The sequence below is a fragment of the Acidobacteriota bacterium genome, from assembly GCA_004299485.1.
Taxonomy (GTDB): domain Bacteria; phylum Acidobacteriota; class Terriglobia; order Terriglobales; family SCQP01; genus SCQP01.
Map to the genome: position 1 here is coordinate 12,956 of SCQP01000002.1, position 15,541 is coordinate 28,496.

General features: G+C 64.4%; 14 protein-coding genes. 10 read left to right on the forward strand and 4 right to left on the reverse strand.

Annotated elements, in window-relative coordinates:
* Position 1 precedes the first annotated feature (1 nt).
* From EPN33_02875 to EPN33_02885, 3 genes are all read right to left on the reverse strand, one after another.
* On the reverse strand, positions 2–1,204 hold the full coding sequence (locus tag EPN33_02875) for an NAD(P) transhydrogenase subunit alpha (protein TAN23777.1): 1,203 nt from the start codon (positions 1,202–1,204) through the stop codon (positions 2–4).
* 26 nt (positions 1,205–1,230) lie between these two features.
* Positions 1,231–2,784 (reverse strand): fumarate hydratase, encoded by a 1,554-nt coding sequence (locus EPN33_02880; GenBank protein TAN24085.1) that lies wholly within the window; start codon positions 2,782–2,784, stop codon positions 1,231–1,233.
* A 211-nt stretch (positions 2,785–2,995) separates the two neighbouring features.
* Entirely contained in the window at positions 2,996–3,859 is an 864-nt protein-coding gene (locus EPN33_02885; GenBank protein TAN23778.1) for a Ku protein, read from the reverse strand.
* Here EPN33_02885 and EPN33_02890 point away from each other — a divergent pair.
* The 10 genes from EPN33_02890 to galT all read left to right on the forward strand — a co-directional run bounded on the left by EPN33_02890 (position 3,762) and on the right by galT (position 12,322).
* A complete protein-coding gene (locus EPN33_02890; protein ID TAN23779.1) occupies positions 3,762–5,471 on the forward strand; it encodes a hypothetical protein in 1,710 nt (569 codons plus the stop codon). The two genes, EPN33_02885 and EPN33_02890, sit on opposite strands and share 98 nt — an antisense overlap.
* Positions 5,464–6,507 (forward strand): DNA polymerase domain-containing protein, encoded by a 1,044-nt coding sequence (locus EPN33_02895; GenBank protein TAN23780.1) that lies wholly within the window; start codon positions 5,464–5,466, stop codon positions 6,505–6,507. The genes EPN33_02890 and EPN33_02895 overlap by 8 nt, the downstream gene beginning before the upstream one ends.
* A gap of 34 nt (positions 6,508–6,541) precedes the next feature.
* Positions 6,542–6,790 carry an antitoxin gene (locus tag EPN33_02900; GenBank protein TAN23781.1) on the forward strand — a complete coding sequence of 83 codons (249 nt, stop codon included), beginning with the start codon at positions 6,542–6,544 and terminating at the stop codon, positions 6,788–6,790.
* The gene (locus EPN33_02905) at positions 6,787–7,188 is read left to right on the forward strand and encodes a type II toxin-antitoxin system VapC family toxin (protein TAN23782.1); all 402 of its coding nucleotides are present in this window, start codon (positions 6,787–6,789) and stop codon (positions 7,186–7,188) included. The genes EPN33_02900 and EPN33_02905 overlap by 4 nt, the downstream gene beginning before the upstream one ends.
* Positions 7,189–7,217: 29 nt before the next feature.
* Positions 7,218–7,469 (forward strand): transcription factor, encoded by a 252-nt coding sequence (locus EPN33_02910; protein ID TAN23783.1) that lies wholly within the window; start codon positions 7,218–7,220, stop codon positions 7,467–7,469.
* A complete protein-coding gene (locus EPN33_02915) occupies positions 7,466–7,867 on the forward strand; it encodes a type II toxin-antitoxin system VapC family toxin (GenBank protein TAN23784.1) in 402 nt (133 codons plus the stop codon). The genes EPN33_02910 and EPN33_02915 overlap by 4 nt, the downstream gene beginning before the upstream one ends.
* A gap of 34 nt (positions 7,868–7,901) precedes the next feature.
* Positions 7,902–9,308, forward strand: coding sequence for a cysteine--tRNA ligase (locus EPN33_02920; protein TAN23785.1), 1,407 nt, complete (start codon positions 7,902–7,904; stop codon positions 9,306–9,308).
* 174 nt (positions 9,309–9,482) lie between these two features.
* Entirely contained in the window at positions 9,483–10,814 is a 1,332-nt protein-coding gene (locus EPN33_02925) for an acetyl ornithine aminotransferase family protein (GenBank protein ID TAN23786.1), read from the forward strand.
* A gap of 6 nt (positions 10,815–10,820) precedes the next feature.
* Positions 10,821–11,300: a YraN family protein gene (locus tag EPN33_02930; GenBank protein ID TAN23787.1), complete on the forward strand. Its 480-nt coding sequence runs from the start codon at positions 10,821–10,823 to the stop codon at positions 11,298–11,300.
* A 5-nt stretch (positions 11,301–11,305) separates the two neighbouring features.
* Complete coding sequence (gene galT / locus EPN33_02935) at positions 11,306–12,322, forward strand: galactose-1-phosphate uridylyltransferase (GenBank protein ID TAN23788.1); 1,017 nt, start codon at positions 11,306–11,308, stop codon at positions 12,320–12,322.
* Between the two features lie 6 nt (positions 12,323–12,328).
* On the opposite strand, the gene EPN33_02940 is transcribed toward galT, so the two are convergent.
* Positions 12,329–15,487, reverse strand: coding sequence for a sialidase (locus tag EPN33_02940; protein ID TAN23789.1), 3,159 nt, complete (start codon positions 15,485–15,487; stop codon positions 12,329–12,331).
* Positions 15,488–15,541 lie beyond the last annotated feature (54 nt).

A 15,541-nucleotide genomic window follows, 5' to 3' on the forward strand; every position in this document is an offset into this window, starting at 1 on the left:
CTTAGGTTCCCTGGCGGGGTGGCTCGCCACCCCTATTCGGGACGCTCGCTTCCGCTCGCTGTGCCGGAATTCGCTCCTCGGCACCGCACGCCCGCTGCCGCTCAGGGCGTGTCCAGGCTGCCGCGTCGGGCGCGGCTTCGAGGGCGGCGCGGACGGCGGGGTTCTTGATTTCGCCGGCGTGGGTGAGGGCGGTTTGGGCGACGACTTCATCGCTCCAGTCGAGGGCGAGGGAGCCCTCGTGGATCATGAGCTTGAGCAGGTTGAAGACGTTTTTGGCGTAGAGCTCGCTGGCGTTTTCGGCCAGGTGCGAGGTGATGTTCAGGGGCGCGAGAATGGTGACTTCGCCGCCACGGCCGGAGGCGTGCACAATTTCGCCGGGCTGGCTGAGGGCGCAGTTGCCGCCACCTTCGGCGCCCAGATCGACGATGACGGCGCCGGGCTTCATGCCGGCGACCTGCTCGGCGGTAATGAGGCGGGGAGCGCGGCGGCCGGGCACGGCGGCGGCAGTAACGATAAGGTCGGCTTTCTGAATATGGGTGGTGACAACGGCGGCGATTCTGTCGCGCTCTTCGGGCGTGAGCTCGCGGGCGTAGCCGCCTTCGCCGCGCGCATCGACGCCGGTGGAGACGAACTTGGCGCCGAGGGATTCGGCTTCTTCCTTGGTTTCGGGGCGCACGTCGTAGGCCTCAATCACCGCGCCGAGACGGCGGAGGGTGGCAATGGCCTGCAGGCCGGCGACGCCGAGGCCCATGACCAGCGCGGTGGCGGGGCGGATGACACCGGCGGCGGTGGTCATGCGCGGCAGCACACGCGGCAGATGGATCGCGCCCAGCAGGACGGCATAGTAGCCGGCGAGGGCGGCCTGACTGGAAAGGGCATCGAGGGGCTGGGCGCGCGAGATGCGCGGGACCAGCTCCATGGCGAAGGCGGTGATCCTGCGGTCGCGGAGCGTGGCGACGAGGTCGAGGTTTTGCTGGGCGTAAAGGAAGGAGATGAGGATGGCCTCGGGCCGCATGGCGGCGATAACAGCTTCGCTGGGGGGCTGGACGCCAAGGACAAGATCGGCGGCGGCAACCGCGGCGGGACCGGCTTGGCAGGTGATTTCGGCGCCGAGTTTTTCCAATTGCGTTGCGACTGCCGGCACCATGGCCGTGCGCGCTTCCCCTGCGCGGGTCTCCCGCAGCACCGCAACCTTAAAAGGCATAAGGAGACATTCTAGCGGATCAGGACCTATTTGTGTGTAGCGATGGTTTCGGGTTCCAGCGCATGAAGGGCCTGGCCGGAGTCCTCACGGACGTGATCGTGGAGGCTGTGGCCATGACTGTCCATGGTGACGACGGCGGGGAAGTTCTCGACCTCGAGCTCCCACATGGCCTCGGGCGTGCCGAATTCCAGCAGATGGACGGCGCGGACTTTCTTGATGGCGCGGCCATAATATTGCGCCGCTCCGCCGACGGCGTTGAGGTAGACGGCGCCACATTCCTGGAGAGCCGCGAGGGTTTTGGGTCCCATGCCGCCCTTGCCAATGATGACGCGCATGCCGAAGCGGCGGAGCAGGTCGGCCTCGTAGGGTTCTTCGCGGATGCTGGTGGTGGGACCGGCGGCGGTGATGGTCCAGGCGCCGGCAGCGTCTTTGCGGACGACCGGACCGCAGTGATAGAGCACGGCGTCGCGCAGATCGACGGGAGGGTCGTTGTGCATGAGGTAGCCGTGGACGGCGTCGCGGCCAGTGACCATGACGCCGGAAATCAGCACCATGTCGCCGACCTTGAGCTTGCGGATGTCGGCTTCGGCAACGGGCGCGCGCAGATGGATGCCTGCGGGGACCTCGACCGACTCTGGCGCTTTGGGTTCCTGACCGGCGAGGGGCGGATCGCCGTAGAGCCAGTGGCGCACGGCGCCCGAGGCAGCGTCGAGCACCAGGCCGCGGCGGCGATAGGCCCAGCAGTCGTAGGCGACGGAGACGAAAAAGCTGGCGGGAAGGCGATTCAGCGCGGTCGCCTTGCAGCCGATCAGCGACACGCCGCCGCCAAAGCCCATGGTTCCGATGCCCAGCGTATTGGCGCGGTCGAGGACGTAGGTTTCGAGTTCGGCGAGGCGCGAATCGGAGTTGGTGTCATCGAGCGGGCGCAGAAGCTGCTGCTTGGCGGCATCGTAGCCGGAGGTGCGGTCGCCGCCAATGGCCACGCCCAGCGCGCCGGGCGCACAGCCCTGGCCTTGCGCCTGCCAGACGGCGTGCAGAATGCATTTGCGGATGCCATCCATGTCGCGGCCGGCGCGGCCTAAGTGGTCCAGCGTGCAGGGAAGGGAGTACTGGATGTTTTTGTTTTCGCAGCCGCCGCCTTTGAGCAGCAGCTTGATTTCGACGTCACTGTCGTTTTCCCACTGCTCGAAGTGAATGACGGGCGTGCCGGGGCCGAGGTTGTTGCCGCTGTTTGTGCCGGTGAGCGAATCGACGCTGTTGGGGCGGAGTTTGCCGCGCCGGGTGGCTTCTTCGAGCGCGGCGAGAATTTCGCGGCGGAGCAGGATTTGATTGAAGCCGACGGGAGTGTGGATGAAGAACGTCGGCATGCCGGTGTCCTGACAGACCGGGCCTTCGTCGCCCGCGGCCATCTGGATGTTGGTGCCGATGATGTTCAGGGCCTGCGTCGCCTGATTTCCCTGCGGGTGCTCGGCCACTTCGCGGCCGGTGGCGCGCTGCATGGCGGCGCGGACGTCGGGCGGCAGGTCGGTCGAGGTGCGGGTAATCAGCGCAATCAGGTTTTCGCGGAAGCGCGGGTCCATTGACTGGCGCGGGGCCTGGCGTGGCTGTGCCACGCCACCAGCTTGACGCTCGGCCGGGCTGGGGGCCCCAGGATCCCCAGCCCGGCCCTCGCGTAATGTTTTCGGGGTCACAGACCAGTATATGCGGCTCACGCCGCCTTTACTGGGGCTGCGCCCCACGCCTTCCGTTGGTCGGCTCCCCCATTGCCGCTCCGACGGTTACAGGGAAACTTCAGGCGGCGCGGGGCTTGCGCGGTTTGGCGCGGGCGGGAGGCTTTTTGGCGGCCGGAGTCTTGGATTGCTGTTCGAGGCTGGCTTTGAGGGACTGCATGAGGTCGGCGACGGGCTGGAGGCGGCGGGCGGGGGCGTGCTTGGGTGCGGGCTGGCCTTCGAGGGCGGCGGCCACCAGTTGCTCGAGGTTTTTGCGATAGTGATCCTCGAAGCGAGTGGGATCGAAGGGCTGGGTCAGACCCTCGATGAGCTGCGCGGCGAGCTTCAATTCGGCAGGCTTGGGGTCGGCGGCGATGGAGCCAAAGCCGTCGGCGACGCGAATTTCGTCGAGGTAAAACAGGGTGTGCAGGAGCAATCCCCAGCGGTTGCGGCCAGGATGGCCGTCGGGCACGCCGGCGAGCGCGGAGGGGCGGACCAGGCTGAGATACTCGCGGTTGTGCATGCTCAACTGTGCGACGGCCCAGCGATCGGCGTCTCGCATGGCCTGTAGCAGCAGGGCATAGGGGCGCTGGCCGGCGGCTTCGGGCATGAGGTAGTAGGACGATTCAAACCAGACGGGATCGATCTCGTCCGCGCGGCAGAACTCGAGGATTTCCAACTGGCGTTCGGTGGGCGGGGCGGCGGCCTTGATCTCTTCTTCCGGGATGACAACATATTCACCCTTGGCGTACTCGTAGCCGCGCACGGTGTCTTTGCGTTCGACCACTTCGCCGTCGAGGGAGCAGAGCATCTGCTGCTTGAGGCGGGCATGATCTTTGTCATGGAGCATGTGGAAGCTGATCCGCTCGCCGCGCGCGCCGGAGAACAGACGTACCGGCAGCGTCACCAGCCCGAACGTAAGAAAGCCCGACCAGACGCTCGCCATACCTGTTTTGGATGCATCCTTAGGGTTAATGGCCCTCGGGAGCCAGTTGCGGACGTATCGACACAAGCGCGACTTCGCGTCCACTCCGGAGCCAGGCCCAAAGTTGGAGGTGGTGCCCCCGCCGGCGCACGCCGGCTGGCGCTTTTGCGTGCAGGAGCACCATGCATCGCGTTTGCACTACGATTTACGGCTGGAAATAGACGACGTTTTGAAATCGTGGGCGGTGCCCAAAGGGCCAAGCCTCGATCCGGACGTGCGGCGGTTGGCGATGGCGACAGAGGATCATCCGCTCGAATATCTGACGTTTGAGGGGACGATTCCGGAGGGCAATTACGGGGCGGGCGAGGTGATTGTTTGGGATTTGGGGGATTACGAAATTCTGGGCGATACGCCAGCATTGCGGCAGTGGGAGCGGGGGCACATTAAGTTCCGGCTGCAGGGCAAGAAGCTCAAGGGCGAGTTCGCGCTGACCTATATGCCGCCGCGGCCGAGCGCGCGGGCGGAGAGCAGCGCCAAGCCGGTCGAAAATGCCTGGCTGCTGACGAAAAAGCGGGACGATGCGGCACAGTTTGGGGATCGAGCGGAGGATCATCCGGGATCGGTGCTGCGGCGGCGCGGACGGCCGGCGCCGGCGCGAGCGAGCTTGCACCTGGTGGCGGCGCAGCATAACGATCCGCCGCTGCGGCCGATGCTGGCGACGCTGGCGACGAAGCCATTTCGCGACCCGCAATGGCTGTTTGAATTGAAGTGGGACGGGATACGAGCGTTTGCGCACTGCCAGAACGGACGGGTGCGGCTGATCTCACGCTCGAATCATGATTTGACGCGGCAGTATCCGGAGCTGAACAGCTTTCCGGAGCCGCTGGACGCGGTGCTGGATGGCGAAATCGTGGCGCTCGATGCCGACGGCAAGCCGAGCTTTCACCGGCTGCAGCGGCGGATGAACCTGACCGGTAAGGCGGAGATCGCGCGCATGGCGGAGCAGGTTCCGGTGGTGTATTACGGCTTCGATCTGCTGCGGCTGGGGAGCAAGGATTTGACGGCGCGGCCGCTGGTGGAGCGCAAAGAGGAACTGGCAGCGGTGGCGTGGTCGGGGCCGTGGCGATATTCGGATCACGTGGTGGGCAACGGCACGGGACTGTTCGAGCTGGCACGGCAGCGGGGGCTGGAGGGCATTGTGGCGAAGCGGGCGGATTCGCCTTACGAAGCCGGGCGCTCGAAGCTGTGGCTGAAATTCAAGCTGCAGCTCCGGCAGGATGTGGTGATTGTGGGTTATACCGATCCGCAGGGATCGCGCAGCAGTTTTGGGGCGCTGCTGCTGGCGGTATACGACGCCGCAGCGCGCCGATTTGAATATATCGGCAAGGTGGGAACGGGCTTTGACACGGCGACACGCGCGGAACTGTTGCAGCGCTTGCGGCCGGCGGAAAACGCCGAGGTTGCGGGATTGGAGGCGGCGCCGCGGCGGTTTCATGCGGTGATGCCGGAGGTGGTGGCGGAGGTCAAGTTCGCCGAATGGACGCCGGCAGGACATTTGCGGGCGCCGGTGTTTCTGGGAGTACGCGCCGATAAAGCGCCGGAGGAGTGTCTGCGGGAGGTGCCGCGTGCCTAGCCGGGCAGCGGCGCGCGCGCCCCAGCGCAACGGCGCGCTACGTTTGCCGGAACACGCGCAACAGGCGCTGGTGGTGGTGGACGACCAGCCGTTGAACTTGACGCACCTGGACAAGGCGTATTTCCCGGACGGCACCAGCAAGCGCGATCTTCTGGAATACAGTTTTGACGTAGCGCCATTTTTGCTGCCCTATCTGCGCGACCGGCCCTACACGATGAAGCGCTTTCCGAATGGCATTGAGGCGCCGGCGTTTTTTCAGAAAGACGCAGCCGGCAAAGTGCCGGCGTGGGTACGCACGGTTGCAATGCCGAGCGGGAATGAGCGCGGGGTGGTGCACTATGTGCTGTGCAATGACACCGCGACGTTGCTGTATCTGGTCAACCTGGGCTGCATTGACCACAACGTGGGGCTGAGCCGCGTAACGTTGACTGGCGCGGGACCCCACTCCGCTGCGCGGAGCGACCCCCGCACGACGCCGCTGGCGCCAGATTTTGTGCTGCTGGATCTGGATCCGGGGCCGAAAGCCGGGTTTGACCGGGTGGTGAAAGTGGCGCAGATTATTCGCGAGGTGCTCGATCAGTGCGAGATTGCGGGCTACCCGAAAACCTCCGGGGCCACCGGCATGCACATCTGGATTCCGATTGGGCCGGGGCATACCTTTGAGCAGACGCAACGGCTGGCGGCGCTGCTGCTGCGGCTGGCGAGCCTGCGGGCGCCGGAGCTGATGACCGAAGTCTGGCGGATTGCGGCGCGGCCGGCCGACCGCGTGTATCTGGATTTCCGGCAGAACGCCAACGGCAAGACGATTCCGCCGCCGTACTCGCCGCGTCCGCGGCCGGGCGCGCCGGTGTCGTGTCCGCTGCAGTGGAGTGAGGTGCGGGCGTCGCTCGATCCGGTACGGTTCAACATCCGCACCATGCGCCGGCGGCTGGACCGCTGGGGCGATTTGTTCGCGCCGACGCTGCCGGGACAGCGGCATGATTCGCTGCAGAACATGCTACGGCGGTTGGAAAAGTGCCACGCGGAGGCGGCGTAAAACCGTTATACCGTTTCGCGGTATATTTCTACCTATGGGGATGAATATTAAAAGCGCAGCGGCGCACGAGCTGGCGAAAAAGGTGGCGGCGGCGACGGGCGAGTCGCTGACAACGGCGGTGACGGTGGCGTTGCAGGAACGGTTGGATCGGCTGCGAAAGAAAGAGGGCCTGGCGGAACGGTTGATGGCTATTGGCGCCAGGACCGCAGCACGGCTGCAGGAGCCCTGGAAGAGTATGGATCACGGTGATCTGCTATATGACGAACGAGGATTGCCGAAGTGACCGTGGATTCGTCGGCTCTGGTGGCCATCCTGCGCCAGGAGCCGGAAGGAGCAGCATTTAGCGAAGTGATCGCCAAGGCGGAACGCTGCCGGATTTCAGCAGTGAACTGGGTGGAAACGGCGATAGTGATGGGCGGCGACAGGGACCCGCTGACGAGCCGCGACGTCGACGAGATGATGGCGGATGCTGGTATTGAAATCATGCCTGTTACCGTGGAGCAGGCGCAATTGGCGCGGGCGGCGTTCCGCGATTTTGGGAAGGGCAGCGGGCATCCGGCGCGGTTGAACTTTGGCGACTGTTTCGCCTATGCGCTGGCGCAGTGGCAGCGCGAGCCGCTGCTGTATAAGGGCGAGGATTTCGGGCATACCGACGTGCGCCCGGCGCTGCCCCGGCCTTGAGATTCTACCTTGGATGGTAGAATCGGGGCGTGGGGATGAATATCAAGAACCCGGAGGCGCATCTGCTGGCGCAGGAGCTGGCCGCGGCCACCGGCGAGAGCCTGACGACGGCGGTGACGGTGGCGCTGCGGGAGCGCTTGGAGCGGGTGCGCAAGCGGCGGCGGCAGCGGGCGACGGTAGAAGAGATACTAGCGATCGGCCGGCGCATGGCAGCCCGCGTCAAGGAGAAGCCTCTGGATCACGATACGCTGTTGTACGACGAATACGGTCTGCCAAAATGATCGTGGACACGTCGGCGGTGATTGCCATCGCATTCAACGAGCCGGAGGCGGAGTTGTTTTTGCAGGTGCTACTGGCTGCGGGCAGCGCGCGGCTAAGCGCACCCAATTACGTTGAAGCTTCCGTAGTGATTCGACGCTATCAAGGCGATGTTTCTCTTCCAGATCTGGACGAAACCCTGCGGTTGACGGGTATAGAGATTGCGGCATTTCTGGAGGAGCATGGGCGCCTCGCGCGGAAGGCGTATGCGCGCTATGGACGGGGCAGCGGACACCGCGCGCGACTCAACCTAGGCGACTGCTTCTCGTACGCGCTGGCGCGAGCGACCGGCGAGTCATTGCTGTATAAGGGCGAGGATTTTGCACATACGGATGTGCGGCCAGCGCTGGTGCGGCACTGAAAGAGCGTGGCGCTCGGGTAAAATCAAGACTTTCATGGAAATCCGACTTTACAACACGCTTACACGGGCGGTGGAGCCGTTTGTGCCGCAGCAGCCGGGCCGGGTGAAGATGTACACCTGCGGGCTGACGGTATACGACTACGGCCACATCGGCAATTTCCGGACCTTCATCGGTGTTGATATCCTGCAGCGGTTTCTGGCCAGCCAGGGGCTGGAGCTGGAGACGGTGATGAACATCACCGACGTGGACGACAAGATGATTGCGCGGGCACGGGAAGCGGGGCGCGAGCTGCGGGATTATGCAAGTTTTTACACGGCGGCGTTTCTGGAGGACATGGAGCGGCTGCGGGTGCGGCCGGCGCGGCACCTGGTGCGGGCGACGGATTGCATAGCGGACATGGTGACCTGGATCGAGCGGCTGATTGCGGGCGGATTTGCGTATGAGCGTGAGGGTTCGGTGTACTTCCGGCTGGCCAGTTTTCCGGCGTATGGACGGTTGTCGGGCAAGGACCTGGAGGGTCTGCAGCCGGGGGCGCGGGTGGATGTGGACGAGTACGAAAAGGAAGAGGCGCGCGACTTTGCGGTGTGGAAGGCGCAGCGCGAAGGCGAGCCCTCGTGGCCGAGTCCGTGGGGGCCGGGGCGGCCAGGCTGGCATATCGAGTGCTCGGTGATGGCGGAAAAATATCTTGGTCCCACGCTGGACATTCACGCCGGCGGCACTGATCTGGTGTTTCCGCACCATGAAAACGAGATTGCGCAGGTTGAGCCGTTGACGCGGGCGCCGTTCGCGCGCACCTGGGTGCATATGGAGTTTCTGCTGGTGAACGGGGAGAAGATGTCGAAGCGGCTGGGCAACTTCTATACCGTGCGCGATCTGATGGAGAAGGGCTATCACCCCAGCGCGATCCGCTATTTGCTGGCGTCGGTGCCCTATCGGCGGCAGTTGAACTTCACGCTGGAGGGTCTCGATCAGGCGGAGGCGGCCCTGCAGCGGCTGCGGCTGTTTCAGCAGCGGCTGCAGACGGCGCCGGCGGCGGAAGGAAGCAACGCGATTCTGGAGCAGGTTGCGGTCAACGCGCGCGAGCAGATGTGGGCGGCGCTGGCGAACAACCTGAATACCGCCGAGGCGCTGGCGGCGATTTTCGAGTTGGTGCGGGAAGGGAATACGGCGCTCGATCAGGGCAGCTTCCGCGCCGGCGACCGGGCGGCGTTTTTGGATACGCTGGGGGCGTTTGACACGATTTTTGCAGTGCTGACGCCGGATACGCCAGCGGCGGCGCGGCTGGCCGAGACCGACGTGGAAGCACTCGTGGTGGAGCGGCGGGCGGCGCGGCAGCGGAGGGATTTTGCGCGCTCCGATGCTATCCGCGCGCAACTGGACGAAGCGGGCGTGTTGGTGGAAGATATAAAGGGAGGGGGAGACCGATGGCGCTGGAAATGAATGCGAAGCTTACAGCTTACAGTTCACAGCTTACAGCCGTCGCGGTCTGCCCGTCGTCGGCGCGGCCGAGCTTATTTGGCTCTGATTGAACTCCGGCTTGCCCTGCTCACGCGGCGGCAGTGACCTGCTGCGGCCGCAAAGCCGCTAGATGCAAGCTTCCCCAAGGAGTTCAAAATGCCTAAGACTGCTAGTTCGCTCGCTCCCGAGCTGCGCACGGCGCTGCCCGGACCCAATGCCCAGCGCATCGTCGCTGCGGATCAAAAAGATATATCGCCGTCGTATACGCGTTCCTATCCGTTTGTGGCCCGCAAGGGCAGCGGCATGTACGTCGAGGACGTGGATGGCAACCGCTTTCTCGACTTCACCGCCGGCATCGCGGTCTGCTCGACCGGGCATTGCCATCCCGAGGTAGTGGCCGCGATTCAGAAACAAGCGGCGGAGTTGATTCACATGTCGGGCACGGATTTTTACTACGAGCAGATGGTGCGCGTGGCCGAGATGATTTCAGCGACCGCGCCCATGCCGGGGCCGCACAAGTTCTTTTACGGCAACTCGGGCACAGAGGCGATTGAGGCGGCACTGAAGCTGGCCCGCTATCACACGCGGCGGCCGTCTTTCATCGGCTTCTACAACTCGTTTCATGGCCGCACGTTTGGTGCGATGTCGATGACCAGCAGCAAGCAAACGCAGCGGGCGGGATTCGCTCCGCTGCTGCCGGGATTTTTCCATATCACGTATCCGAATCCGTATCACCCCATCCATGGCACGCGGGACGTGGTCGCGGCGAGTTTGGAGGAGCTGGACCGGTTGTTTCATACCACCACGCCGCCGGAGGAAGTGGCGGCGGTGTTGATTGAGGCGGTACAGGGCGAAGGCGGGTATGTCGTGCCGCCCTCGGCGTTCGTGCAGGAGCTGCGGCGGGTGTGCGACCGGCACGGCATTCTACTGATTGCCGATGAGGTGCAGTGCGGTTCGGGGCGGACAGGGAAAATGTGGGCGATCGAGCACCATGGCGTGCAGCCGGACATCGTCTGCTCGGCGAAAGGTATCGCCAGTGGAATGCCGCTGGGGGTGATGTTCGCGCGGGCGGGGATTATGGATTGGAAACCGGGCGCGCACGCCTCGACGTTTGGCGGCAATCCGGTTTGTCTGGCGGCGGCGGAAGCCACTTTGAAACTGCTGCAAGGCGGTCTGATTCGGAACTCGGCGGAGATGGGCGGCTACATGATGGAGCGGCTGCGGGAGTGGCCGAAGCGGCATCCTACGGTAGGGGAAGTGCGGGGGTTAGGGTTAATGATCGGGATTGAAATCGTTTCCGACCAGGCCAAGCACACGCCGGATGCGGCGCGGCGCGACCGGCTGGTGGAGGCGGCGTTCCAGCGCGGCCTGTTGATTCTGGGCTGCGGACCCAATACGATCCGGTTGATGCCACCGCTGATCATTTCACGGGAACAGGCCGATGTGGGATTAGATATTCTGGATGAGGTGATTGCGGCCAGCAAGTGAACGGAAATGGCAGGACTGCGCTTAACGGGATCTGTAGTGCAATTAAAAAAGGGCTGGTGGCCTTTGCACTTCGGATCCCAGCGCAGGCCTGCGGCGCAGGGGGTGGGACAGCGTGGCGAGGAGTTGGCCGCTTGGTACTTGCGCCAGCAAGGGTATACAATCGTGGCGCACAACGTTCGCGCCGCGTCGCGCAAGATGGGCGGCGCGGGTGAAATTGATTTGGTTGCGTTTGAAGGTGCTCCAGCCACGATGGTGTTTGTCGAGGTGAAAACCAGGGCGCGGGAGGGGCGGTTTGCGGCCGAAAGTGCTGTCGACGCCGCGAAACGGCGCCACTTGATCCGCGCGGCTCACAGCTACTGCAATCGCCGCCACTACACAGAACCGATCCGGTTTGACGTGGTGGTGATTTACGGTCCGAATGACGAGCACCCGCGCGTGACGTTGCACCGGGATGCCTTTCGGGACGCAGCCTCAGGGAGAAACTGATCGGCATGCCTGAACTTCGCAAGGATCCTGTAACCGGGCGCTGGGTAATCATTGCGGGTGAGCGCGCCAAGCGGCCACACGATTTCCACCGGCCGCCGGTGCGACCCAGCGGGCAGGGGTTTTGCCCCTTTTGCTATGGCAATGAGAGCAAGACGCCGCCGGAGATTCTGGCCTACCGGCCGGAGGGCGCGCCCAATACGCCGGGCTGGACGGTGCGCGTGGTGCCGAACAAATTTCCGGCGCTAGGGATAGAAGGGGAACTGGGGCGGCAGGGCGAAGGCGTCTACGACAAGATGAACGGCATCGGCGCGCACGAAGTCATCATCGAAACGCCGCAGCACGAGCAGACGCTGGCGACGATTCCGACCAAGAGCATTGAAGACGTGCTGTGGGCATTCCGGGATCGGATGCTGGACCTGAAGAAAGACCCGCGCTTTCGCTACATTCTGGTGTTCAAGAATCATGGCGAGGATGCGGGGGCGTCGCTGGAGCACACGCACTCCCAGTTAATCGCACTGCCGATTGTGCCGGGATCGATCCGGGAACAGGTCAACGGCGCGCGGCAGTATTTCGAGTATAGGGAACGGTGTATTTACTGCGATATCGTGCGGCAGGAGCTGGAATCGAAGGTGCGAGTGGTGAGCGAGAACGAGGATTTTGTGACGCTGTCGCCGTTTGCGCCGCGCTTTCCGTTTGAAACCTGGATTTTTCCGAAGCAGCACGAGGCGTTTTTTGAGGACTCCTCGCCGCGGAATCTGGAGAATCTGGCCAAGGCGCTGAAGGACTTGCTGACGCGCTCGGATAACGTGCTGGATTGCCCTGCCTACAATCTGGTGCTGCAGAGCGCGCCGCTGCGGGAGTCGCGCTCAGAGAGCTTCCACTGGCACATCGAGTACATGCCGCGGCTGTCGCGCGTAGCGGGCTTTGAGTGGGGCACAGGGTTCTACATCAACCCGACGCCGCCGGAAGAGGCGGCCAAGTACCTGCGTGAAGCGGCGGTCGAAGCGCCGGTGACGGCTTAATTCCTCTTACTTTCCGCCGGCGATTACGTTCGGGACCTTTTTCGAGCGCAACTCAGTGTTGAACTGGGTCAGGTCGGTGGAGAGGATCTGATCGAGCTGCTGCTGGTGCGCGGCGACCTGCTTGGCCAGCATCGTATTCACCTCGACTTGCTGATCGGTGGGCTGGAAGTCGGAACTGGTGACTTCGCGCTCCAGATAGGTCAGCTTGTCAATGAGGGTGGGCGCCCAGCGCCATTGGTCCTCGCCCTTGCCGGTGGCCTTGGTGTTATACAGGCCGGCTTCGAGGGATTCGAGCTTAGAGCTGAGCGCGGCGGCGGATTTATGCAGGGCGGGAGCATCGGCGGCGGCGGGTCCGCCGGGATCGGCGGCGACGGCTTCGTCGAGGGAGACAAGCTGTCCGCGCACCAGCTCGATGCGATTGATCATGGCGGTGACCTGCTTGTACTCGGCGGCGATGGCGTCGGCGAGCTTCTGCTGTGCGGCGATATCGGCGAGGGTGCCGCTGGAGTGGGGGTCTTTGAGCAGGAGGAAGGGCTGCTTGCGGGTGGTGCCGGCGGCGGTGAGCTCGAGAGTGTAGGTGCCGGGCGGCTCCAACAGCGTCAGCGGGCGGTCGTTGGGCGCGGTGCGCCAGCCGTGGAGATTGAGGGTTTGGTCGGGGGCATAGGGCGACATGGTGCGCAGATGGACGACCGGCAGCGCCGAGGATTGCATTTTCCAGTAAACGCGGTTGAGGCCGGCAACGCCCGCGGCTTTGATGGTGTCGACGGTATGGCCCTCGGCGTTGACGACAGCGATGCGGACATTCTTGTCGGGCGCTTTGAGGTAGAAATTGATGACAGCACCGGGCGGAGGGTTCTGGCCCGCGCTGGGATCGGCGCCGGTTGAGATTTGGCGCACGGCGCCACGGAAGCGGTATGCGGGGCGCGGTGGGAACAGATAGGCGGCGCTGTCGGCGACCTGCTGGGAGTATTGCTCGAGGGGCTGGATGTCGCCCAGAATCCAGAAGCCGCGGCCATAGGTGCCGATCACGAGATCGTGGCGGCGGGGCTGGATGGTGAGCCAGTAGACGGGAGCGTGGGGCAGATTCATCTGCAGCGGCTGCCACTGGTCGCCGTTGTTGAAGGAGACGTAGACGCCGCCTTCGGTGCCGAGATAGAGCAGGCCTTTGCGGACGGGGTCCTCGATGACGCAGTGAGCGTAGCCGTTGGCGACGTGGGGCAGGCCGTTGGTGATCTTGGTCCAGGTGGCGCCGTAGTCACCGGTGCGGTAGACGTAGGGATCGCGGTTATCCACCTGATGAAAATCGACCGTGAGATAGGCGGCGCCGGCGGCGAACGGAGAAGGGAAGATGTTATCGACGGTGCCCCAGGGCGGCAGACCGGGAAGATTTTTGGTGAGGTTGGTCCAGTGCTTGCCGCCGTCACGGGTAAGCTGCACCTGGCCATCGTTGGTGCCCGCCCAGATGAGGCCCTCCTGCTTCGGCGACACCGCGAGGGCGTAAATGACGCCGGCGTATTCGACGCCAATGTTGTCGGGCGTGAGGCCGCCGGAAATGCCCATGCGGGCTTTGTCGTCGAGCGTCAGGTCGGGGCTGATGTCCTGCCAGCTTTGGCCGCCGTCGGTGGTCATGTGGACGACCTGGCTGGCGGTGTAGACGCGGTGGGAATCAAACGGTGAAATCACCAGCGGGAACTGCCAGTTGAAGCGGTACTTGACTTCACCGGCGGGCGTACCGGCGACGGTGACGGGCCAGACTTCGACGTTGCGCTCCTGGCCGTTTTTCTGGTTGTAAATATCGACGACGCCGCCGACGGCGCCTTCACCGGTGCCGCTGTTCCAGACGAGGTCGGGGTTGGAGGGATCGGGCAGGGCAAAACCTTCTTCGCCGCCACCGATGGTGTGCCAGTAGGAGGAGGCGATGGTGCCGCCGCGGCCGAAGAAGCCGCCGCCATTGGCGAGGCGGCTGGGGCCTTCGTAGCTGCCGGTATCCTGCTCGTTGCCGAGGACGTTGTAGGGAATGGCGTCGTCCACGGCGACATGGTACATCTGGCCATTGGCGAGGCGGACGTGGCGCCAGCTCTTGCCGCCGTCGGTGGTGATGGAGACACCGCCATCGTTGGCGACGGCCATGCTGCGGGAGTTGGTGGGGTCAATCCACATGTCGTGGTTGTCGCCGCCGGGGCTGGAGGGCATGCGGGTGAGGGTGTGACCGCCGTCGAGGGTGCGGGTGAAGGCGTTGCCCAGGAAATAGACTTCGTTGGGGTTGCTGCTGCTGACCTCGCCGCGCGTGTAATAGGCGGTGCGGCTGCGGATATCACGGTCGCTGCTGACCAGCGTCCAGGTTGCGCCGGCGTTGCTGGAAGCCCAGAGCTGGCCGATCTGGGTGGGCTTACCATTGTCGGGCACGCCATCGCCGGTCTCGATCAGGGCGTACACGCGGCTGGGATCGCTGGGTGCGACGGCGAGGCCGATTTTGCCGAGGGGCGAGTGGGGCAGGCCGTGGGCGGTGAGGCGCGTCCAGGTGGCGCCGCCGTCGAGGGATTTGAAAATGCCGCTGCCCGGGCCGCCGCTGGTGCGTCCCCAAGTGTGCAGGATGATCTGCCAGGTGGAGGCATAGACGATTTCAGGATTGGACATGTCCAGGGCGATGTCGCTGCAGCCGGTGTTGTCGTCCACGAAAAGGGTTTTGGTCCAGGTTTTGCCACCGTCGGTGGTGCGGTAGACGCCGCGTTCGGGCTGCGGACCGTAATCGTTGCCCTGCGCGCAGGCGAGCACCACGTCGGAGTTGCGGGGGTCGATGATGACGCGGCCGATGCGGCCGGTTTTGTCGAGTCCCATGTGCTGCCAGGTGGCGCCGCCGTTGGTGGATTTGTAGATGCCGTCACCGATGGAGATATCGCTGCGGATGAAGCTTTCGCCCGTGCCCGCCCAGACGATATTGGGGTTGCTGCGCGCCACGGCGAGCGCGCCGATGGATTGCACCGGCTCAGCGTCGAACATGGGCTGCCAGGTGGTGCCGCCGTCGGTGGTCTTGAAGACGCCGCCCGAGGCCGCGCCCACGTACCAGATGTTGGGATTGCCGGCGACACCGGCTACCGCGTCGGTGCGGTTGCCGGGAGGGCCGATATAGCGCCAGCGCATGTGGCTATAGGCGCTTGGCGGCATGGACTGAGTTTGAGCCCAGGCCATGGCTCCTAGCGCCACGGCAATCACAACAAA